The sequence below is a fragment of the Inquilinus sp. KBS0705 genome, from assembly GCA_005938025.2.
In the GTDB taxonomy this organism is placed as follows: domain Bacteria; phylum Bacteroidota; class Bacteroidia; order Sphingobacteriales; family Sphingobacteriaceae; genus Mucilaginibacter.
The window spans coordinates 924,022-946,437 of sequence record VCCI02000001.1; the positions used below are offsets into that span (position 1 = coordinate 924,022).

20 protein-coding genes are annotated in these 22,416 nt (G+C 42.3%); 15 read left to right on the top strand and 5 right to left on the bottom strand.

The genetic code is table 11. The features are described from left to right. The first annotated feature begins 8 nt into the window (after positions 1-8). From ribD to FFF34_004125, 7 genes are all read left to right on the top strand, one after another. Positions 9-1,043 carry a bifunctional diaminohydroxyphosphoribosylaminopyrimidine deaminase/5-amino-6-(5-phosphoribosylamino)uracil reductase RibD gene (gene ribD, locus FFF34_004095; GenBank protein TSD67952.1) on the top strand — a complete coding sequence of 345 codons (1,035 nt, stop codon included), beginning with the start codon at positions 9-11 and terminating at the stop codon, positions 1,041-1,043. Further along, complete coding sequence (locus FFF34_004100) at positions 1,043-1,912, top strand: EamA family transporter (GenBank protein ID TSD66597.1); 870 nt, start codon at positions 1,043-1,045, stop codon at positions 1,910-1,912. Before ribD ends, FFF34_004100 begins: the two co-directional genes overlap by 1 nt. Beyond that, positions 1,912-2,526, top strand: a complete 615-nt coding sequence (locus FFF34_004105; protein ID TSD66598.1) for a YigZ family protein — start codon at positions 1,912-1,914, stop codon at positions 2,524-2,526. The genes FFF34_004100 and FFF34_004105 overlap by 1 nt, the downstream gene beginning before the upstream one ends. Positions 2,527-2,584: 58 nt before the next feature. After that, the gene (gene mgtE, locus FFF34_004110) at positions 2,585-3,934 is read left to right on the top strand and encodes a magnesium transporter (GenBank protein TSD66599.1); all 1,350 of its coding nucleotides are present in this window, start codon (positions 2,585-2,587) and stop codon (positions 3,932-3,934) included. Positions 3,935-3,960: 26 nt separating this feature from the next. Next, entirely contained in the window at positions 3,961-4,977 is a 1,017-nt protein-coding gene (bioB, locus tag FFF34_004115; GenBank protein TSD66600.1) for a biotin synthase BioB, read from the top strand. A gap of 63 nt (positions 4,978-5,040) precedes the next feature. Further along, positions 5,041-5,355, top strand: a complete 315-nt coding sequence (locus FFF34_004120) for a hypothetical protein (GenBank protein ID TSD66601.1) — start codon at positions 5,041-5,043, stop codon at positions 5,353-5,355. A 36-nt stretch (positions 5,356-5,391) separates the two neighbouring features. Beyond that, entirely contained in the window at positions 5,392-6,288 is an 897-nt protein-coding gene (locus tag FFF34_004125) for an S-adenosyl-l-methionine hydroxide adenosyltransferase family protein (GenBank protein ID TSD66602.1), read from the top strand. Here the strand turns inward: FFF34_004125 and FFF34_004130 are convergent, their stop codons facing one another. Continuing rightward, positions 6,289-6,561 carry a UBP-type zinc finger domain-containing protein gene (locus FFF34_004130; GenBank protein ID TSD66603.1) on the bottom strand — a complete coding sequence of 91 codons (273 nt, stop codon included), beginning with the start codon at positions 6,559-6,561 and terminating at the stop codon, positions 6,289-6,291. Positions 6,562-6,708: 147 nt separating this feature from the next. On the opposite strand from FFF34_004130, the gene FFF34_004135 reads away from it, so the two are divergent. The 4 genes from FFF34_004135 (at position 6,709) to FFF34_004150 (ending at position 11,242) form a co-directional block, all read left to right on the top strand. Next, entirely contained in the window at positions 6,709-7,965 is a 1,257-nt protein-coding gene (locus tag FFF34_004135) for a putative DNA modification/repair radical SAM protein (GenBank protein ID TSD66604.1), read from the top strand. A gap of 4 nt (positions 7,966-7,969) precedes the next feature. After that, complete coding sequence (locus tag FFF34_004140; GenBank protein TSD66605.1) at positions 7,970-8,731, top strand: DUF4130 domain-containing protein; 762 nt, start codon at positions 7,970-7,972, stop codon at positions 8,729-8,731. A gap of 928 nt (positions 8,732-9,659) precedes the next feature. Continuing rightward, complete coding sequence (locus tag FFF34_004145; protein TSD66606.1) at positions 9,660-11,012, top strand: PhoH family protein; 1,353 nt, start codon at positions 9,660-9,662, stop codon at positions 11,010-11,012. 8 nt (positions 11,013-11,020) lie between these two features. Further along, a complete protein-coding gene (locus FFF34_004150) occupies positions 11,021-11,242 on the top strand; it encodes a YdeI/OmpD-associated family protein (protein TSD66607.1) in 222 nt (73 codons plus the stop codon). Between the two features lie 11 nt (positions 11,243-11,253). Here the strand turns inward: FFF34_004150 and FFF34_004155 are convergent, their stop codons facing one another. Beyond that, positions 11,254-13,404, bottom strand: a complete 2,151-nt coding sequence (locus FFF34_004155; protein TSD66608.1) for a hypothetical protein — start codon at positions 13,402-13,404, stop codon at positions 11,254-11,256. A gap of 199 nt (positions 13,405-13,603) precedes the next feature. On the opposite strand from FFF34_004155, the gene FFF34_004160 reads away from it, so the two are divergent. Together FFF34_004160 and FFF34_004165 are read left to right on the top strand one after the other, a co-directional pair. Then, complete coding sequence (locus FFF34_004160) at positions 13,604-16,177, top strand: phosphoenolpyruvate carboxylase (GenBank protein TSD66609.1); 2,574 nt, start codon at positions 13,604-13,606, stop codon at positions 16,175-16,177. Positions 16,178-16,605: 428 nt separating this feature from the next. After that, complete coding sequence (locus FFF34_004165; GenBank protein TSD66610.1) at positions 16,606-17,133, top strand: DUF4142 domain-containing protein; 528 nt, start codon at positions 16,606-16,608, stop codon at positions 17,131-17,133. Here FFF34_004165 and FFF34_004170 read toward each other — a convergent pair. Genes FFF34_004170 through argB form a run of 3 tightly spaced genes read right to left on the bottom strand, consistent with a single transcriptional unit; the run spans position 17,125 to position 19,977 of the window. Next, on the bottom strand, positions 17,125-18,327 hold the full coding sequence (locus FFF34_004170; protein TSD66611.1) for a DUF763 domain-containing protein: 1,203 nt from the start codon (positions 18,325-18,327) through the stop codon (positions 17,125-17,127). The two genes, FFF34_004165 and FFF34_004170, sit on opposite strands and share 9 nt — an antisense overlap. Before the next feature lie 39 nt (positions 18,328-18,366). Next, positions 18,367-19,182, bottom strand: a complete 816-nt coding sequence (proC, locus tag FFF34_004175) for a pyrroline-5-carboxylate reductase (GenBank protein ID TSD66612.1) — start codon at positions 19,180-19,182, stop codon at positions 18,367-18,369. 3 nt (positions 19,183-19,185) lie between these two features. Further along, positions 19,186-19,977: an acetylglutamate kinase gene (gene argB, locus FFF34_004180; GenBank protein TSD66613.1), complete on the bottom strand. Its 792-nt coding sequence runs from the start codon at positions 19,975-19,977 to the stop codon at positions 19,186-19,188. A 192-nt stretch (positions 19,978-20,169) separates the two neighbouring features. Between argB and FFF34_004185 the strand changes: the two genes are divergently transcribed. Both FFF34_004185 and FFF34_004190 read left to right on the top strand, forming a co-directional pair. Beyond that, positions 20,170-20,538 (top strand): BlaI/MecI/CopY family transcriptional regulator, encoded by a 369-nt coding sequence (locus FFF34_004185; GenBank protein TSD66614.1) that lies wholly within the window; start codon positions 20,170-20,172, stop codon positions 20,536-20,538. Further along, a complete protein-coding gene (locus FFF34_004190; protein TSD66615.1) occupies positions 20,535-22,220 on the top strand; it encodes a M48 family metalloprotease in 1,686 nt (561 codons plus the stop codon). The genes FFF34_004185 and FFF34_004190 overlap by 4 nt, the downstream gene beginning before the upstream one ends. Positions 22,221-22,416 lie beyond the last annotated feature (196 nt).

Below are 22,416 nucleotides of genomic sequence, written 5' to 3' on the forward strand. Positions count from 1 at the left end.
ATATATATATGCAGCGCTGCCTTGATCTGGCCGCTATGGGGGCGGGCAACGTAAGCCCTAACCCGATGGTGGGTGCTGTAATTGTTCATGAGGATAAGATAATAGGTGAGGGCTATCACCAGCAATATGGTAAAGCCCATGCAGAGGTAAATGCCGTTAACATGGTGATTGCAAACCATACAAACCACGTCGAATTATTGAAGACGGCCACAATTTATGTATCGTTAGAGCCATGCGCGCATTATGGCAAAACACCGCCTTGTGCCAATCTGATCATCAAACACCAAATACCAAAAGTTGTAGTGGGCTGCCGCGACCCGTTTCCGCAGGTGGATGGCAAGGGTATCGAAAAATTGCAGGCAGCAGGTGTAGAAGTGCTGACCGGTGTGTTAGAAAAAGAATGCCGGTGGCTAAACCGCCGCTTTTTTACACGTGTGCAAAAGCAAAGGCCTTATATAATATTAAAATGGGCCCAAACTGCCGACGGTTTTTTTGCCCCGGCTGATGGCAGCCAACACTGGATAACCGGCCCCGAAGCCCGCAAACTGGTACACCAATGGCGCGCCGAAGAGGACGCTATATTGGTGGGTAAGAATACTGTTATAGCAGATAACCCGCAACTAAACGTGCGCTATGCCGAAGGGCAGTCGCCTAAGCGGGTGGTGATAGACCGTAGGCTGGAATTAGATAAAAACTTTAATATATTTAACCAATCTGTTGATACATTGATATTTAATGAAGTTAAAACGGATATAGACGGAAAGGTAAAGTATATTGCCCTGGAGGATTTTGACCGCTTTGTGCCGCAATATATTTTGTTCCAGTTATACATGCAGGATATTCAATCGGTTATTATTGAGGGCGGGGCACATACACTAAACTCGTTTATTGATGCCGGTTTGTGGGACGAAGCACGTATTTTTACCGCCCCGTCTGTTTTAACAGATGGCATTAAGGCACCATTTATAAATACTGATGGTGCTATACTAACTGCTGTGGGGGCAGATACTTTACATATAGTTTACCATCAACCTAAAAACTAATGTTATACGTTTTTTTAAGTGTTTGCTGTAGTGTTGTGGTGTCGGTTTTACTAAAACTGGTGCGGCGTTGTAGTATAGATATACTGCAGGCCATCACCTTTAACTACAGCATGGCGATACTACTTACCTGGTTCTTTTTTAGGCCGAGCCTGCAAATCGAAACTTTGAAAGAGGCACCATTAACTATACTATTACCATTAGGTATTTTACTGCCGGTTATATTTTTAGTAATGGCATCATCGGTAAGGGTAGCCGGTATAGTGCGTACCGATGTAGCTCAAAGGCTTTCGCTTTTTGTATCGTTAACAGCGGCTTTTTTGCTTTTTGGCGATAAACCCAATACTTATAAAATGATTGGTATTACTGTTGGCTTTGCAGCTATATTATGCTGTATACCCTGGCAAAAACAAACTGCCAACCGTAAAATTTTAAGCAACGCCTGGGTGTATCTGCTGCTGGTATTTTTGGGTTTAGGTGTTATAGATATTCTATTTAAACAGGTGGCAGCGTTTAAGGCAATACCGTTTACTACGCTGCAATTTATAGCATTCATTATCGCTTTTATTATAGCGTTGGTAATATTGTTATATAGGGTTTATACCAAACAAACACGCTTGTCGTGGCCGCATATTATGTTCGGCTGGATACTGGGTGTGGCTAACTTTGGTAACATATTGTTTTATTTAAAGGCGCATACCGCTTTGTCTACCAGCCCATCGCTGGTGTTTTCGGCCATGAATATTGGTGTAATAGCGCTGGGCACAGTGGTTGGCCTGTTTGTGTTTAACGAGCGTTTAAGCCTGCTTAATAAAATTGGTATTGGCCTTGCTGTAGCAGCCATTGTAATTATTACTGTTTCGCAATATTAATGCTGTTCGACGATACTTATAAAACCATCTCTGCTGACACAGAGGGCATCTTTCGCGACAGGGGCAGTAAATTCCTGGGCTTTGCTTATCCAATAACATCAGATGCCGATATAAAACCTATACTGGCAAAATTACGGTCTGAGCACCCCAAGGCTAATCATCATTGCTGGGCCATAAGGCTGGGGATAGACCGCTCTGTTTTTCGTGTAAACGACGATGGCGAACCATCGGGCACTGCCGGCAGGCCAATACTAAATACGCTGTTATCAAAAGATGTTACCAATATTTTAGTGGTAGTGGTGCGTTATTTCGGCGGCACATTATTAGGCGTGCCCGGTTTAATAAACGCCTATAAAGCCGCTACCGAAGCTGCCTTAGAGCAAGCCGTTGTTATACAAAAAACAGTTAACGATGTTTACACCATTACGTTTGAATACCCGCAAATGAACGACGTAATGCGCATTATAAAAGATGAGCAGCTACAGGTTTTAGAACAGTTGGCTGAATTGAATTGCAGTATCAAATTTTCCGTCCGTAAAACACAGGTAGAAGGGGTGATGAACAAGCTTGATAAGCTAACTGGCGTAAAGGTGGCTTATAATTACAGCGGTTAATACACGATTAAGGATTTGCAGCCAAACCTTTCATTAAAATTGCTTATTTTGCCTGCATATGCAATCTTTCGATATAGATAAAACCGACCTGCTCCGCATTAAAACCGCTCTTGAGGATAGTGATGCGGAACTAGAGCTGGTTTTGAACGAATACCACGCATCGGAGATAGCTATATTATTTGAAAAACTGCCTCAGGACGCAAAAGAGCGTATTATTAACCTGCTGCCTATAGAGAAGGCTTCTGAGATCATCTCGGAAATGACCGAAGAATCGCACCCCGAGGATATCCTTATCAGTCTTGATCCTGAAAAGCGGTCGGAGATTATTGAGGAGCTGGATTATGACGATGCTACCGATATTATTTCGCAGCTTGATGCCGATGAGCAGCACGAGATACTGGAAGACCTTGATCACGAGGATGCCACCAACATACGCGCCCTTCTAAGTTACGACGAAGATACCGCCGGCGGCTTAATGAACTCGGAGTTTATTTGTGTAAACATAAACGCTGATAAAAAGGAAGCCCTTGACGAGATTATCCGCCAATCTGAAGAAATGGAGGAGTTTTATACCATATATGTGGTAGATGACGCCGATATTTTGCAGGGGATAGTATCTATCAAATCTATTATTAAAGCCCGTGCCGATACCCGCGTGCGGGACCTGGTGGTAAAGGATTTTGTTTACGTAAAAGCAGAACTTGACCAGGAAGATGTAGCCAGTCTTATCTCTCAGTATAACCTTACCAGTATACCCGTTGTAAACGATGAGATGAAATTGCTTGGCCGTATTACGGTAGATGATATCATCGACGTAATGGAGGCCGAGAATACCGAGGATATATTAAAAATATCGGGTGTATCTGAAGATGAAGAGCTGAGCGGTAATTGGCGCGACGCGGTAAAAAGCCGTTTACCATGGCTGGTTATTAACTTGGCTACCGCTTTTTTGGCGGCATCCATCATTCGTAATTTTGATGCTACAGTTAAAAACCTGGCCATCATATCGGCCTACATGACTATAATTGCCGGTATGGGTGGCAACACAGCAACACAGGCATTAGCAGTAACCGTTAGGCGTATATCGTTAAGCGACCTAAGCGACAGGCAAGCCTATAACACCGTATTAAAAGAGTTTTTAGTTGGGTTAATAAATGGCGCATCAAACGGTGTTATTGTGTTTGCGGTAGCCTATTTTTACGATGCTAACCCCATGTTGGGCCTTGTATTGTTTTTAGCCATGACAGGTAATTTAGTAGTAGCCGGTTTAACAGGTGCATCTATACCGCTGATACTGAAAAGGGTAGGGATAGACCCTGCAGTAGCATCATCCATCATCATTACAACCTTTACAGATTGTATTGGATTTTTTCTGCCATTATGGTTGGCGAGTAAGCTTTTATTATAATTTTGACCTATCAAAACTAAATACTTATGACCGAAGTAAGATACGACTGGACACAGGAACAAATTGCCGAAATATACCACTCACCACTGCTTGACCTTATTTACAGGGCGGCAACTATACACCGCGAAAATAAAGATTATGCCGAGGTACAAATAAGCTCGCTTATTTCTATAAAAACCGGTGGCTGCCCCGAGGATTGTGCTTACTGTCCGCAAGCGGCACGCTACAATACCGGTGTTGATGTGCATGCCATAATGCCCAAAGAAGAAGTGATAGCTGTTGCCCAGCGCGCTAAAAATGGCGGTGCATCAAGGCTTTGTATGGGGGCGGCATGGCGCGAAGTGCGCGATAACCGCGATTTTGACAAAGTGATTGACATGGTAAAGGCTGTTAACGCGATGGATATGGAAGTGTGCTGCACCTTAGGTATGCTTACCGAAAGCCAGGCGCAACGTTTAGCCGATGCCGGCCTTTATGCCTACAACCATAATTTAGATACCTCTGAAGACGACTATAAGCGTATCATCACCACCCGTACTTATGACGACCGCCTGCAAACTTTAGAGCATGTGCGTAAGGCTAAAATATCTGTTTGCAGTGGCGGTATCATTGGTTTAGGCGAAACCGTTGCCAACCGTATATCAATGCTGAAAACATTATCAAACCTGCCTACCCATCCGGAATCGGTGCCTATTAATGCGTTGGTGCCTGTTAAAGGTACACCACTGGCCGATCAGCCGCGCGTTTCTGTTTGGGATATGGTAAGGATGATTGCTACTACCCGCATTATTATGCCTAAAACTGTAGTAAGATTATCAGCAGGGCGCACCGAAATGAGCACTGTTGAGCAGGCATTTTGCTTTATGGCAGGTGCCAATTCTATATTTGCCGGCGAAAAGCTGTTGACCACTCCAAACCCATCTTTTGATGAAGATATGGCTATGTTTGAATTACTTGGTTTAACCCCGCGTAAAGCATTTAAAAATGGCCGCCCTAACGAGCCTAAAGAACTGAGGGAGATGAGTATTAATGAAGTGATATAGATCCCTGCTTTTAATAAAACAAAATGCCACAGTATTTCTTTTATACTCAAAAAAAGAAATATTATGGCATTTGATCAATACCACGAGCCGGCTAACGAGCTGAGCGACAAAACCCGCACCTTTGCGCGCATGATAGTTTCATTAGGCGAAGAAGCCGAAGCCATTAACTGGTACGAGCAGCGCATATCTGTAGAAAAAGACCCTCAAGCAAAAGCCATTATGCAGAACGCCCAGCACGAAGAGTTTAAACACTTTGGTATGGACCTGGAATTTTTGCTTCGCCAAAAACCGGTGTGGCGCAAAACCCTGCAAGCCATATTGTTTAAAGAAGGCGACATTGTAGAATTAGGCGAAAAGGGCGAAGAAGCTTCAGAATAATTTTTATATTCAGCATGTAATAGTTGAATGTAAATAATGAAAAAATACGCTTTAAGCTTCATAGTTTCCTTTTTATTAACGCTTGGTGTTGTTGCACAAAATAAGATAGTTGTGCTGCAAACCGATTTTGGTTTAAAGGATGGTGCCGTATCAGAAATGAAAGGCGTGGCTATGGGTGTATCGCCCGAGCTGAAACTGTTCGATCTTACGCATGAGATACCTGCATACAATATCTGGGAAGCATCTTACCGCTTATATCAAACCATTAATTATTGGCCAAAAGGCACTGTATTTGTTTCCGTGGTCGATCCGGGTGTAGGCACATCGCGTAAATCGGTAGTGCTTAAAACCAATACCGGGCAATATATTGTTACACCAGATAACGGCACGCTTACCCATGTGGCCGAAACTTATGGCATAGCCGAGATAAGGCAGATAGACGAGGCCGTTAATCGCCGTAAGGGTTCCGGCAAATCGTATACCTTTCATGGGCGAGATGTTTATGTATATACCGCTGCGCGCCTGGCCGCAGGTATAATTAGCTATGAACAAGTTGGCCCTGCGTTGCCGCGACAGGTAGTAATTATCCCTTACCAAAAAGCGGTATTCGAAAATGGTATGTTAAAGGGAACAATTGATGTGCTTGATGTACAATATGGCAATATCTGGACGGATATTAGTGATGAGTTAGTAAAAAAGCTTAGCCCTAAATACGGCGATTTGCTCCATTTAAAAATATTTAACAAAAGCAAGATGGTATACGAAGGCGAAGCCCCTTACAGCGAAACCTTTGGCAGTGTACCCCAGGGAAAGCCCTTGTCGTATTTAAACAGTTTACTGCAATTGTCTTTCGCGCTTAACATGGGCAGCTTTGCCGATACCTACAAAATTGGCAGCGGCAGCAATTGGAGCGTAGAAGTGACCAGGAAATAATTAATACTCTACAAACTGCTCATCCGGGTAGCACCATAGCCAGCGTTCGCCGGGCTGTGCCGATGCTATTACAGGATGCTTTACCGCATGGTAATGCTTGGTCATATGCTGCTCATCGCTTTGGTCGCAGCAAAGGGTAACGCCACAGGTTTGGCAGGTACGCAGGTGAAACCATTCGGTACCCTGTTTAATACATTCTTCGCAAACCTGCTCTTCGCTTAATTTAACTGATGTTATAGCCTGTAAATGCTGGCAAAGTGATTGATCGTCCATTTTAATATGCGCCTTTATAATGCGGTTAACCAAAATTAATAAACAATTTGATAACGTAATCCGCCTGCAAGCATATTCTTTAAAAGAGTAAGTTATATTTTTATCTGGCATCAAAAATGCTAATATTATTAGTATTTTTGATTTGATATGGATGCAGATAGAATAACCGAAAAACTTAATATTTTGGCAGATGCCGCTAAATATGATGTATCGTGCGCAAGTAGCGGCAGTAAGCGTAAAAACGAAAATAAAGGATTAGGTAATGCCAGTAATGGTATTTGTCACTCCTATACCGAGGATGGCCGCTGCGTATCGCTATTAAAAATATTACTTACCAACCATTGTATTTTTGATTGCGCTTACTGTGTGTCGCGTAAAACAAACGATATAAAGCGCGCCGCTTTTACGGTGCAGGAAGTGGTTGACCTGACCATAAATTTTTACCGCCGTAACTATATAGAAGGGCTGTTCTTAAGTTCGGGCATATTTAAGGATGCTGATTATACGATGGAGCGGCTGGTGCGTATAGCTAAAAAATTACGTACTGAGCATAATTTTAACGGATATATACACCTTAAATCTATTCCCGGCGCCAGTGATGAGTTGATGAATGAAGCCGGCCTATATGCCGACCGGCTGAGTGTTAACCTGGAAATGCCGACCGAAGCCGGTTTAAAACTACTGGCTCCTGATAAAAATCAGCAGGATATGATCAAACCAATGGGGTATTTAAAAAATGCCATTATTAAGCATACCGAAGAAAAAAAGCTGTTTAAAAAGGCACCTATATTTGCCCCCGCCGGCCAAAGCACACAGGTAATTATTGGAGCCACGCCCGAAAATGATAGCCAGGTGCTGCAATCGGCAAATTACTTTTATAAAAACTTTAATTTAAAGCGGGTTTACTATTCGGGCTATGTGCCTGTATTGGCTGATAGCCGCTTACCTGCGCTAAATACCAGCGTGCCAATGGTGCGCGAAAATCGATTGTACCAGGCCGACTGGCTAATGCGCTTTTATGGTTTTAAGGTAAATGAGATTGTAGATAATGTACAACCACATCTCGATCTGGATATAGATCCGAAGCTGAGTTGGGCTATACGTAATATGCAGTCTTTTCCGGTTGATATCAACAAGGCCGATTTGCAAATGATACTCAGGGTGCCGGGGATAGGGTTGTTATCGGCACAAAAAATTGTAAGCGCCCGCAGGTTTAGCAGGCTAAACTGGAATCAGCTTAAAAAGATGGGGGTGGCCCTTAACCGGGCTAAATATTTTGTGGTTTGCAATAGCAGCGAATTTGAGCGCCGCGACCTTACCGGGAATAACATTAAGCAATTTATACTGGCCACATCGCAAAGCAAATACCTTAAAAACACCCCAACCCAACTTAACCTTTTTTAACCTGATGACTACCCGATTAATATATGATGGTACCTTTGAAGGCTTACTTACCGCTGTTTACGAAGTTTATGAGCGCAAGCTTGAGCATGTAATAATAGAAAAATGCGATTGGGTAAGTACAGCCTTGTTTGAAGATGTGTTACAAATAACAACCGACGAAGCGCGGGCTGCTAGAGTATTGAAAGGCTTAAGGCAAAAAATATCTGCAACGGGGGTACAGCGCCTATATGCCGCACATCTTGCCGAAATTAAGGCCGAGGAAAATAACCTGATGGGTTATATACGCTACGCATTTGACGCACCACATAATATTGAAGAAGATTATGGCAACAGGTATGTAATGCGTGTATCGGACGTGGTACGTATGGTGAGGAGGGAAAAACATAGGATGGAGGCTTTTGTACGCTTTCAAAAACTAAAGGACGAAACCTTTTATGCTACCGTACAACCCGATTTTAATGTACTGCCACTATTAATACGCCATTTTAAAAGCCGTTATGCCGACCAAAAATGGATAATTTACGATATAAAGCGTAACTACGGGTTGTTTTACGATTTGCACGACACCCAATATATCACCTTAGATTTTTCGACAATGAATAAAGCGGGCGATGTAATAGCCGCTTTTAACGAGGATGAGGGTATCTATCAGTCGTTATGGAAAAATTATTTTCAAAGTGTAAATATTCCATCGCGTAAAAACACCAGGTTACATGTGCGCCATATACCTAAAAGGTATTGGAAGCATTTAACTGAAAAAATTTGATTTTATTGAAAATCGCGCATTTATTGTAAGCCCGGATAACGCGTTTTTAGAAACGTTTGTGAATAACTATAATGTTTACAACCTGCCGCCAAAGTATTAAAGATACTATCAATCAACTCAAACAAGGTGTTGATAGTCGATAACAAAATGTTAAAAACGTGTTAATAAAAAATAAATAAAAAACTTGACACGGGTTATGTTATCTCCCTATATTGTAATCATCAAGAACGACGTACTTTGACAGCCTTACAGGATTACAGAAACTGAATCGGGTGAACCTTCGGGGGAACTAAAGATCAGGGAAGTGCCTGAGTCATTAAAGGGAATAGGATACGAAAGTAGTTTATCCCGATAAATGATTAACGAGGTATTATTAACACTGCAAAACTTTACGGAGAACGGCAGATAACAATAATGACCTTGAAGCAATCGGCGTTAGCAAACAATGGGTCATCGGCATTCGCTAAGAATAAAGATACCGGCGTTGCACGGATAACGACAGAGTCGACTTCCCCTCGGGAGGCCAACGAGATCAACATCGCAGAGATAATGGCTGCCGGCTTTCGCAGAAAGCAGGATCACAGCACATGTTGAACGGATTTGAAGGACTTACCTCCGCAAGGAGACAGACAAAATCGGTAAACGTACCAACAACCGGGCATCAGCATTCGCAGAGGGTGTGATACCAACAATGTTCGCAATAACAAAGAGGAGATCAGGTCGGTCAACTTTACACAAAACTTGGTGCTTCATAAACGGCTATGGCTGTTAATGAGGGCAGGAAAAACGGAGGTCATTTCGCAAGAAGAGGCTTCCGTTTTCCTATTTTTAGGCGGTTTGTAAAATATCGCGTTAGCACAACTCAACTTTCTAATCCATACAATATTTTTCAACCTTACTCCATCAAAATTCATTAATTTAGCCTTTAATGAATACTGAAGCCAACGGAAAGACAGACGGAAAGAAAAAAATATTTGTACTTGATACCTCGGTTATCCTCTACGATCATAACGCATTCGAAAACTTTCAGGAACACGACGTAGCCATACCCATACAGGTGCTGGAAGAGCTGGATAACATGAAAAGCGGTAATGATACACGCAATTTTGAGGCTCGCAGCTTTATAAGACTAATGGACGATATGTCGCGAAGTCGGCTTATTAACCAGTGGATACCGCTTAACGGCAAAAGCAAAGGCTGTTTTAAGGTTATAATGGATGCCAAAAACAGCAGTGCCGATGCCGAGGTGGTTTTTGGATCAGATAAAATAGACCACCGTATATTAAACGCCGCCCTGGGTGTGCAGTTTGAACACCCCGACCGTAAGGTGATATTGGTATCAAAGGATATATGTTTAAGGCTTAAAGCAAAATCGCTTAACCTGTATGCCGAAGATTACGAAACCGGGAAAGTAAAAAACCTGGAGGAGCTGTACAGCGGTAAAACCACCCTTAATAAAATAACCGAAAAACAATTAAGCAAGCTTAATAAAAACGATACCTTATCAATAGAAGGGTTAGACATTAAACCTACAGACGGTAACCAGTTTTATTCCTTAAACAGTAAAAACAGCTCTGCACCGGCATTTTATAATACACAAAGCGGGCAGTTAGAGAAAGTAACCGAGCAGCCTGTATTAAATATTTACCCTCGCAACTTAGAACAGGCCTTTGCCATACATGCTTTACTGCACCCGGATATTAAATTGGTGACCATACAAGGTAACGCTGGTACAGGCAAAACGTTACTGGCTTTGGCGGGTGCGCTGGAGCAGCGTAAGTTTTACCGCCAGATATTTGTTACCCGCCCAATTGTACCTTTAAGTAATAAGGATATAGGCTTTTTGCCCGGCGATGTAAAATCAAAGATAGACCCATACATGGCACCGATATGGGATAACCTTAAATTTATTAAAGACCAGTTTGCCGAAGACGAAAAAATGCAGGCCAAGTTAGACGAACTGGTGGCAAACGATAAAATCTCCATTACGCCGCTGGCCTTTATAAGGGGGCGTACCTTAAGCAAGATATTCTTTATTGTAGATGAGGCGCAGAATTTAACCCCACACGAAGTGAAGACCATTATATCGCGCGCCGGCGAAAATAGCAAGTTTGTTTTTACAGGTGATATATATCAAATTGATACCCCTTACCTTGATGCAGAAAGTAACGGCTTATCGTACCTGATCGATAAGGCTAAAGGGCATCCGCTTTACGCGCACATCACCCTGCAAAAAGGGGAGCGGAGCGAATTGGCAAATTTGGCTACAGAACGATTATAATTTACATCATGCTTAAAAAAGGCGAACACATAGAAGGCACACCACCCGAATTACAAATATTGCTTGATGGCAATGCTGAAGCGAATGATTTTTTTGAAACGCTATCAAAATCGTACAAGCAGGGATATTGCGATTGGGTAGGCTCCGCTAAGCAGGAAGATACACGTAAGGTTAGGGCCGATAAAGCACTGATAATGCTGCTTAACAAGCAAAAAATGCTTAAAACATAAGTTAGGCAGCTTTATCTTAAAAAGTGATCGGTAACCTTAGCAATATCGTTAGCGATTTTATTAATAAAGCCTAATTGTTCCTTCATTAACAGATCGTCGGCTGTTAGCGGAACACTTTGCGCCTCGGTTTTTACAGCCTCAGAATTGGTGGAAGCCGGCGTAATGACTTCGCCATTTAATTTAATATGGGTATCCTTTAATACGGCGATGCTTCGTTTTACCAATTTTAATGTATCGGCATGCGGGGTTTGCGGGCCGCTGCGTATCAATGCCGAAGCTATATTGGCGGTATATGAAGCAAGTATATGATTAAGCACAACAAACTTGTGCACATCTTTTACATTATGCTGCTTGCTCTTAGGCTCAGACGTCATACGCTCAAAGGCTGCGCTTAAGTTGGCCGAATTTACATATACATCTTTGCGGGCCAGCTTATACTCGGTGATGCTAACTTCTTTACCCGATATGCTCTTGGCTATTTTATTAAGGTAATTAATATTTGCCTTTAAAACTGTTTTAAAGCTCTCCTGCACCTGCTGAAACTCCCAGGTTGGGAATATAAGGTAGCTGGCAATAAACGCAATGCCCGACCCAATAAGTGTATCTACAACCCTCTCCTGGAAAACATTGATAGACCCCAATCCTAAAAATTTGAACAAAATAAGCACGTATGGGGTCATAAAAATAACGCTTACTACGTAGTTTAGCCTTAAAAAGCTGTAGGTGCCTATCATTAACACTACCAGTATTAAAAACTGCACTGTTTTATCGGGGATAAAAGTGAGTATCAATATACCTATGGTACCGCCTGCAATAGTACCTATAAGCCTTTGGTAGTTGCGCTGTTTTGACAAGCTAAATCCAGGCTTTAATATAACGATAATTGTAAGCAGTACCCAATAGCTATGCCCGCCCAATGATACGTATTTTGATGTGATATAACCCACCAAACATACCAACGATACCCTTAAAGCATGCTTAAAAGTACCCGAGCTAAGCGTTAAATTGTCTGTAAAAATGTGCGGAGCATAATCTTGTTGTGGTACAAATTTAGAGTACTCTACATCCGTAGGATTTTCAATTAAGCCATCTAATGCCTTAGAGTGGTAGTATTTGTAAATATTGGCTACGCTTTTAGTAAGGTCGCGCAGGTTAACCAATATCTTTTTTAATACCAGGTTGCTGGTTTCTTTATCATCAGTACCAACTGCATCAATTTTTAATTTAAGCTGCTCTAAGCGTAATTCAAGGTTGCTTAATTTTTGCGGGCGGGTGTTAGCCAAAACCGCATATCCAATATTGTCAAGGTCGTCTGCAACGTGATGTAAAAAATCTGCTATTTCTGTTAGTATGCCTGTATGTTCAAATTTTTCGCGTATGTGTACATAATCGTAGTGGGTAGCCATTATTTGTTCAAACATGTCTACCAGGTCTATAAAGGTTAGCACCAGTATGCGGCTTGGCGCGGTAGACTCTTTAGTCATCATGCGGCTTTTAAACAACATTTCACGCACAGCATCCTGGTGATTGCTTACTTGTATCTGCTGCAGCACCAGCTTACGGTAGTTTTCGTCGATATCGGTATTGGGTAAATAAAAATCGGCCTTTAACCTTAAAAAACGGGCAATATCGGCCACATTCTCTCCCAGGGTTTGCTGTGCAGCGCGATAGGGCCTTATGCCAAAAAACATCAGGCTAAATGCCATGTACCATAAACCGCCCGCCAATAAGCTTGCACCAAATAAAGGCAGTTCGGCAGGGGGTATCTCTTTATCCATCATAAATATCATCACCAGTAACGATGATGTACCAATAGATGCCGCCCTGTTGCCATAAACGGTAAGCATCGAAAAGAGAAAAGAAAATATCGTGATCTCGAGCCCTAAGGTGTACAGGTTTAAACGGGCAAGGCCGGTTATAAGGGCAACTATCAACAGCAGTAAGTTACCAATAGCCATACCGTTGCGCTTATAGCGAATAGGGCCCGGGCTATCTATAGTGCAGATACAGAGCGCACCTAAGGACAGTGTTAACCCAAGGCTAAAATGCCCAAACTGCATCAGCACCAACGATGGAAGCAAAATACCGGCAGATATGCGCAACCCATCAGAAAAATACTGACTATGAAAAAAGCTTTTTACTTCTCTTTGATGGGTGTTCATTCGGTTAAGCGATGGGCTAAAATTCAATGCTACAAATTTAAACAAATAAAAAGTGGCAGTGTTTATAATAACAATTATTGCATCAAAATGTATTTACTGTTATTAATTATATAGTTTTTACCTTATTTTAATTTTAGATAGTTAAATTCACGCCGTAATACCCTTATCATAATAGTAATTTTTTCTAACCTGTTTTATTATGCCATCTACACAAAGGCTCAGTCAAAGAGAATCAACCTTTAACCACGAAGTTGTAAAACGTTTTGAGCTATATAACAGTTTGTTTCAAACGCTGCCTTTTTACCAGGTAAAGGATACCGGCATATTATTGCCTTTTTTTAGTTCGCACTGCGATAAAGGGGCTGTAAAAAACGAATCGCCTACAAAAATACTCGAGTCGTTCTTTAAAAAGTACGTACCCGATATAGATCACCGCGAACAAATAAACCGCTTGTTCCGCTTTATTCAGTATATAGAAAGGCAGGTGGTGTTGTTTGATGCTATTGAAGACTCGTCATTTAATAAAGTAGGTAAGGTTGATGATACAGGTACCCTGCAAAGCATGGTTCAGCAAGCATCAATAAGCGAGCAGGCCCGCGCCAATATAAGCAAACAGTTAAAAGATTTTTCGTTACGGTTGGTGCTTACCGCTCACCCCACCCAATTTTACCCGGGTACGGTGTTAGGTATCATGACGGATATGATTGAGGCGCTTAAAACTAACGATATTACCACCATTGATAGTTTATTGCAACAGTTAGGCAAAACACCATTCTTTAATAAAACCTCGCCAACGCCTGTTGATGAGGCAATAAGCTTAGTTTGGTTTTTAGAGAATATATTTTACCATGCCTTATCGGGCATACAATCAAAACTGGAAGAGGAGTTTGATATGGCCGGAAACGACCAGGCTTTAGAGCTTGGCTTTTGGCCGGGTGGCGACCGCGACGGTAACCCCAATGTAACTACCGAAACTACGCGTGCGGTATCATCATTATTGCGCCAGTATATCTTTCGTTGCTATTACCGCGATTTCAGGAACCTTAAACGCCGTATCACCTTTAGGGGTTTTGCCGATAGCATAGCAACATTAGAGAAACTGCTGTACGAAAATGCCTTTAATAAACCCGAGAACCCAAAAGACCTGCAACCGGAACTATTAGCCGTGCTGCGCGAAATGCGCGAAACACTGGTTACCAGCCACGATAGCCTATTTGTGAATATAGTAGACGACCTGATACAAAAGGTACAACTGTTTGGGTCGTATTTCGCTACGCTTGATATAAGGCAAGATAGCCGCGTGTTGCGCAGCGTATTTACATATTGCACCGAAAAAGTATACACAGGCGTACCTAAAAACTACCAGGACCTGGAAGAGGACGGCAAGCTAAAGAGTCTTCCGTTTAACCAGGCCGATTTTAAATGCCCAGAAAATGCAGATGCCTTAACCCGTGATACGCTGGATACCATTAGGCTGATGAAACAAATTCAGCATAGTAATGGGGTAAAGGGATGCCAGCGTTTTATCATCAGTAATTGCCAGCAGGCATCAGATATATTACAACTGATAGCCCTGTTTTTATGGAGCGGTTGGGAAAAAGATAAGCTGAGTGTTGATTTTATGCCGCTGTTTGAAACCGTTAACGATTTAAAGCATGCCAGCGATGTGATGGAGAAGTTATACACCCATCCATTTTACAAAGCGCACCTTAAAAAGCGCGGCAACAAACAAACCATTATGCTTGGCTTTAGCGATAGTACCAAAGATGGCGGCTATTTAATGGCCAATTGGTCTATATACAATGCTAAGGTTGAATTAACCGCTATGGCCCGTAAATATGGCATAACACTTGCCTTTTTTGATGGCCGGGGCGGCCCGCCGGCACGTGGTGGTGGTAAAACACATCGTTTTTACGCATCAATGGGTAACGAGATAGCCAACGAGCATATACAGTTAACCATACAGGGGCAAACCGTAAGCTCGCAATATGGCTCGGTTGAAACCGCGAGGTTTAATACCGAACAATTGATTAACGCCGGTATCATATCTGCATTGCACCCTAACCATAACGATCTGCTGGATAGTAGGCACAAAGCCCTGATAGCCGAAATGGCCGAAGAAAGCCATAAGCTATTCCTGGCCTTGCGCGAGCACCCGTTGTTTGTGGACTATTTGGAGACATACAGCCCGCTAAAACTGCTTTCGCAAATTAACATCAGCAGCAGGCCAACCAAACGCAATGCATCGGCTAAATTAAAACTTGAGGACCTGCGCGCCATTAGTTTTGTAACATCGTGGAGCCAGTTAAAGCAAAGTATACCAGGCTTTTATGGGGTAGGTACCGCCTTAAAAAAGATGAAGGATAACGGCAGCTGGCAGGAAGTAAAAGAGCTTTACCAAAATTCGGGTTTCTTTAAAACCATGCTGGATAACTGCATGATGTCGATGTCGAAATCAGACTTTAGGGTAACTGCTTATTTAGAAAAGGACGAGAAGTTTGGCAAGTTTTGGCAAGGCCTTAAAAACGAGTTTGACCTAACCAAAGACTTATTGCTTGAACTTACCGGCACCGAGGTACTAATGGAAGAGTACCCGGTAGAGCGCCGCTCTATAGCCATACGTGAAAAAATAGTGCTGCCATTGGTAATTATACAGCATTATGCCCTGCAATGCCTTAATCATACTAATGACGAGGAACTAATTGGCATTTACAATAAACTGGTTATACGTACAGTATACGGCATAGTAAACGCCGGAAGGAATTTGGCATAATCTTGCCCCCCTTCCCGTCGGAAACGGTAGGGAGGGGGCTGTTTTATTTTTGCAATACTTTTTTAAGAGGGCTTTATCACCAAAAGTGGCTTCGCAGCGCGTATAGGCCTAATCCTTTCCACTTTTTGCTGTAAATCATTTTGCTTTTTTGTCCTCATTGGGGAATTTTTTCGTTTGTTTTTGCTACCTCAAACCAACTAATATAAAATTTTATTCCAAATAAACAAGGCATTGTTTTGAAACCAGTGCCTGGCCACTCAAATAGTAATGATGAGTGGGGGGTAACCTTAAAACAATTTTAAAGGTTTTGTCCGGTAATAAAGTTATTAGTATCACCTTATCCCTCTAAAATCATTACATTGTAAAAATATTATAAACTGTTACAGCTATTCTTTGTTGTATCATCAATTATAGGCTTAATTTTTACGATGAAAAATATAACATATATAGCTTTGGCAGCTGTGCTTTTATTTTCGGTACAGGCATGTAAAGACAGGAAAGGCAAAAACTTTAATCAGCATGCCCAGGCAGATAATAATTTGACCTTTGTTAAAACTGCTGCCGAATCTGGTAACGCCGAAGTTGAAATTTCTAAACTGGCCATTACAAACTCTAAAAACCCACAAATCGTTGATTTTGCTAAAATGATGGTGGCTGACCATACCAACGCTGCTGCCGGACTAAAAAAGGCGGCAGGCGAAGTATCAATAGGTGCTCCGGACTCTTTAGATACAACACACAAATTGCTGGTAGATAGCCTTAAAAAAATTACAGGCCCCGAGTTTGATAAGCATTATATACAAAGCATGGTAATTGACCACGAAAAAGCGGTAAAGCTTTTTACTGCGGCAAGTACTACCACCAACAAATCTTTAGCTGAGTTTGCTAAACAAACCCTGCCTACTTTGCAAGGGCACTTAAAGAGTGCAAATTCTATATGCCTGGCCTTAAAATAACTTTAATTGCTGCTGCACCGGCGGTTTAGCTTTGCCAAAAACAGTACGGCCGCCATATTTCCAGCTTTCGTTTCTTTCCTTTTCAATTACCTGGTCAAAATTGGTGTTGGGGATAAAGTCCTTTTCGGCGGCCTGGGCAATGTTAGTTAAACGTTTAATAGCCTCGGTTTTTTCGGAATTACCCAGTTTTGCTTTATGAATGGCGGTTTGCAGCGTGCTGATGGTTTCGTCGTAAACCTTAATGGGTACCGGGAAGGGGTGCCCGTCTTTACCACCATGCGCAAACGAAAACCGCGCTGGGTCTTTAAACCGTGATGGCGTACCATGTATCACCTCGCTTACCAATGCCAGCGATTGTAGGGTACGAGGCCCTAAGCCCTGCAATAATAAAAGATCTTCAAAATCCTTTGGTTGATTTTCGTGGGCCAGCCACAATACAGCGCCCAGGCGTTTTAAGTCAACATCTTTTGCCTGTACATCGTGATGGTTGGGCATAACCAGTTTGCTTATTTCTTTTAGCATTTTGTCTGGCTGCTCGGCGGCTATTCGCATCACGCCATCGCGCGATGTGTCTGCCTGCTTATCGGCCATATTTAAGATATAGCCATTATTTTGCCCGTAAATACTGGTATGCGGATCGTCAACAAACGAGCTTAACTGCTCCGAATGCCAATGGTAACGGCGTGCAGTACTGCTGCGGTCGCTCATGCCTTGCTGCACAACGGCCCATTTGCCGGTATCGCTTAAAATAAAATTGTGGGTATATAGCTGAAAACCATCTTGTATAGCCGTGTTATCTACCTTCGCGCTTAACTTACTGCATTTCACCAAATTGTCACCATTTAAGCCGGTGGCGCTGCAAACGTTCAATAATTCTTCGGGCGTGCGTTTGGATGATTTGCCTTTACCGCCGCAAATATAAATACCCAGATCGCGGCTGCGGGGGTTAACGGTTCGTTTTAAGGCTCCCATAACTGAAGTTGTGATACCCGATGAATGCCAGTCCATACCCATTACAGCGCCAAGGCTCTGAAACCAAAACGGATCGCTCAGGCGGCGTAAAACTTCTTCTTTGCCGTAATCCATCACAATATTTTCTACCACGGCCAGGCCCAGCTTACCCATACGCTCGGCAAGCCATAGGGGCACATAGCCATAATGCAGGGGCAGGTCGGCACTTCCGGAACGCTTCATGCTAACAAAATTAGCAAAAAGTATTTATAGTAAAGTAAACTATTCGCTTTTATACAAGGCCCCGGCTTTTTCTGCCGATACCTTTATCCCTTTTATCATGGCCGAGCTAAAGCCGTTATGCTCCATTTCGTTTAGGCCGGCAATGGTGCAGCCTTTTGGTGAGGTAACTTTATCAATTTCCTGCTCAGGGTGAGAGGCTAATTGCAAAAGCAGGTCGGCTGCGCCTTTAGCGGTTTGCGCGGCCATTTTAAGGGCATCATGCGCATGAAAACCTATCTCGGTACCACCCTGCGATGCAGCGCGGATAGAGCGTAAAAAGAAAGCTATACCACAAGCGCAAAGTGCCGTGGCCGATGTCATCAGTTCTTCGTTGATCTGGATGCTTACACCCACGGTATCAAATAACGATAGCACCAGGCTTACATTAGCAGCCGATGCGTTATCGGTAGCAATACAGGTCATACTTTGGCCAATGGCAATGGCGGTGTTAGGCATAGCGCGTATCACCTGTACATCTAAACCTAACTGGTTGCGTATATCCTGACAGCTAACGCCCGATACTACTGATATTAACAGGTGCTTACTTTGGTTAGCGGCAGGTTTTATTTCGTCGAGCAGTTTGTTTAATTGTTGGGGCAGTATAGCCAATACTACAATATCTGCTTTAACAACCGCCTGGGCATTGTCGGCGGTAACATTATAACCCTGTTCGGCCAATTGGGCCAGAGCGGCTACATTGCGGCGGGTAAGTGTAATTTGCTGCGGTTTAAAAATACCAGCTTTAACCAAACCCTTAGCCAAAGCTAAACCAATATTCCCGCTGCCTAAAATGGCGATATGTTGTTGTGTTTCCATTATCTATTTACTTAAACGTGTACCAAAACCCTGCTTGTTTTTTAACTGACCCAGATCGTCCGAATGTCCTATAATAACCGCTTTTACCCCGCAAGATATAGCGGTAAAGGCATTATCCATTTTAGGGAGCATGCCGCTATGTATGATCTTGTCGGTTTTAAGTTGTTCGTAACGTTCGGGGTTTATCTCTCTTATCAGCGAATCTTCGTCGTCAATATCCTGCAATACGCCTTTCTTTTCAAAGCAATACACCAGCGTGGTATCATAAGTGCCCGATAAGGCCACGGCCAAAGCCGATGCTATAGTATCGGCATTGGTGTTTAATAATTGTCCTTCGCCATCGTGTGTTAAGGCACAAAAAACAGCGGCGAAGCCAGCTTCTAACAACTTGCCGATATTAACCGCATCAACAGATCCATCGAACAGGTCGCCGGCGAAGCCGTAATCTATTGTTTTAACGGGGCGTTTTTTGGCACGGATAAAGTTACCGTCGGCACCGGTTAAACCTATGGCATTTGTACCATAGCGCTGTAGCTGTGCTACAATATTTTTGTTAATAAGCCCGCCATACACCATGGTAACAATACGCAGGGTATCAATATCGGTTATGCGGCGGCCATCAACCAGGTGGGCCTCAATACCCATACTTTCTGATACCTGGGTGGCTACTTTGCCACCGCCATGCACCAATATCTTAAAACCTTGCAGCGCGGTAAAATCCTTCAAAAAACGGTGAAGGTTTTCGGAGTTATCAATTACGTTGCCGCCAATTTTTATAATGTGTAAGGATTGCATGCCCGGATATTAGATAAGTACTATGGCAATTATAGTTATTTTTTGCCGAAAAGCTTTTTGAATAGCTTGGTTGCTTGTATGTAATAAAACTAAATATTTGATTATCAAATATTTATAATATATAACTGATAAATACATTATATAACTGTAAATTTAGTTGTAAAACTGAAAAATAAGTTATATGTTTGGTTTATGGAAGAGTTAACCAAAACAGAGGAGCGCGTAATGCAGGTTTTATGGAAGCTAAAGACCGCTTTTGTAAAAGATATCATAGAGGCCCTGCCCGACAACCCCAAGCCGCCCTACAATACCATATCATCCGTAGTGCGCTTGCTGGAAAAGAAGGGGTATGTGGCTTACAAGCCCTACGGCAAAACCTACGAGTATTTCCCGGCCATCAGCAAGGCCGAGTATCGTAAAGAGTCGTTCAAAAAAATGTTTACCGGCTACTTTGACAATTCTACCGAAAGTCTTTTATCATTTATGGTGAAAGAGCAAAAGCTGAGTGCCGATGACATGGAAAAAATTAAAGCGATGATAGATCAAAACACAAAAAAATGAAAGCATTAATTTACCTGCTGCAGGTATCGGCATGTACCGGTATCTTCTATTCGTTTTACTTCCTGCTTTTAAGGCGGCTTACGTTTTTTACGCTTAACCGCTGGTATTTACTAATAACGCTGCTGCTTAGCTTTGTTATACCCACGCTAAGCTTTACGCTAAATAAGGATATGCCATTGCCTATAATGCAGCCGGTAATGTACATACAGCAAATACAAGCGGTGCAACCTGATGCGGTTGTTTTAAAAGCCGGTATCCTTAACCGGCCGGCGTTTAACTGGATGTATGCCATAACTATACTATACACTTTTGTAGCTGTAGCATCGGTAACGCATTTGGGCTTAACGCTACTATCGTTTGCGCGCAGGCTTAACAGTAAAAAACTGATGCAGATAGGGAATGTAAAGGTGCTAAAATGCGATGCAAAACTGGGTAACAGTTCGTTTATGAACGTGATATTTATTAACGACGATGCACTGGAACCTGATGAGATAAAACAGATCATCGCCCACGAGATGCTGCATGTAAAACTGAGGCATAGCGCCGACAGGCTGATTGCCCGCCTAATACAAATTGTAATGTGGTTTAACCCCTTTGCTTACCTGTACATGCGATCGATAGAGGAAAACCACGAGTTTGAAGTAGACCGTATTGCAGCAGGTGAGGACCAAAAGGGTGTATATGCACAGCTGCTGTTTAAACTGGCCGTATCGGGCCAAAGTTATTTGTTCCACAGCTTTAGCAGGGTGCCGCTTAAAAAGCGCATCAGTATGTTATTTAACCAACCAACCTCAAATATGAAAAAGATAGTTTACCTGCTTATACTGCCTGTTGTAGTAATAAGCTGCCTGGCATTTGCCAATTTAAAAACTAAGGCATCAGACAAGACCGCAACATCAATACAAAATGACAAAGCGCAAAAAAGTCTAACAGATACGGTTTTGCGGGATACGGTAAAAACCTACCGTCAAAAAATAAAACGAACCGCCGCGCAGCAAAAAGATTATAACGATTTTAACACCTATGTTAATTCGGCTGACAGCAAGTACAAAAATGCTTTGGCAAAAAGGGTTAACCTGCAAACACTTACCTATAAAGTTGTAGGTACGGTTGATACCAATTCAAGCGTAATGCATTTATCGGGTTATAAACTAACACAGGGTGGCGATACTTTCATTTTAAAATACGTTAACGGGCAAAGTAAAACACTCAAAGGGTTATTTAAAAACGGCGACGAAATTCAGCTGAAATCAATTGGTGCCATGTGGCTAAAAGATATACCTATAATAATACAGGTGGGTAAACTTGCTTATGGCGGTAAGGTTATTTTAGAAGTTACACAAACCCCGCCAATACCCAAAGAAGCGTTTTTGTACGAAGTTAACAAGGTACGTTTTGCCGATGGTTTAGTAACCAATGTGCAAAAATATGCCAACGGTAAATGGAAAAGCGCAGTGGTACAGGTAGCTAATGGTTACCAGATCAAATTCAACATTAAGCCAACCGCACCTGCATTTACAGGGATAAAGGCGGGCGACCAAGTGCGCTTTAGATTTGTGCACGAAATAAAAACCGGGGCTAAAGAATATACCCTTAATGATTGGGTTTCTATCAGCACCGATATAAAAGATTACGGCATCAAAAACCCGGATTACTTTTACAAATTCTACGAAAAAGTTTAATAATAAGTAGTTCAGTTCAGTATAAAAGCGATGGGTGAATAACCTGTCGCTTTTTTATTTGATACATTTTTATGATGATAAGCTCATTTACGATTGGCTAAATAACATGCTTCATAATAAATACTGTCTGCACAAACACATTTTTGGTTTATCCTGTTACTTCTAATCAATTAATGGCTGTTATTATTTAATTTGC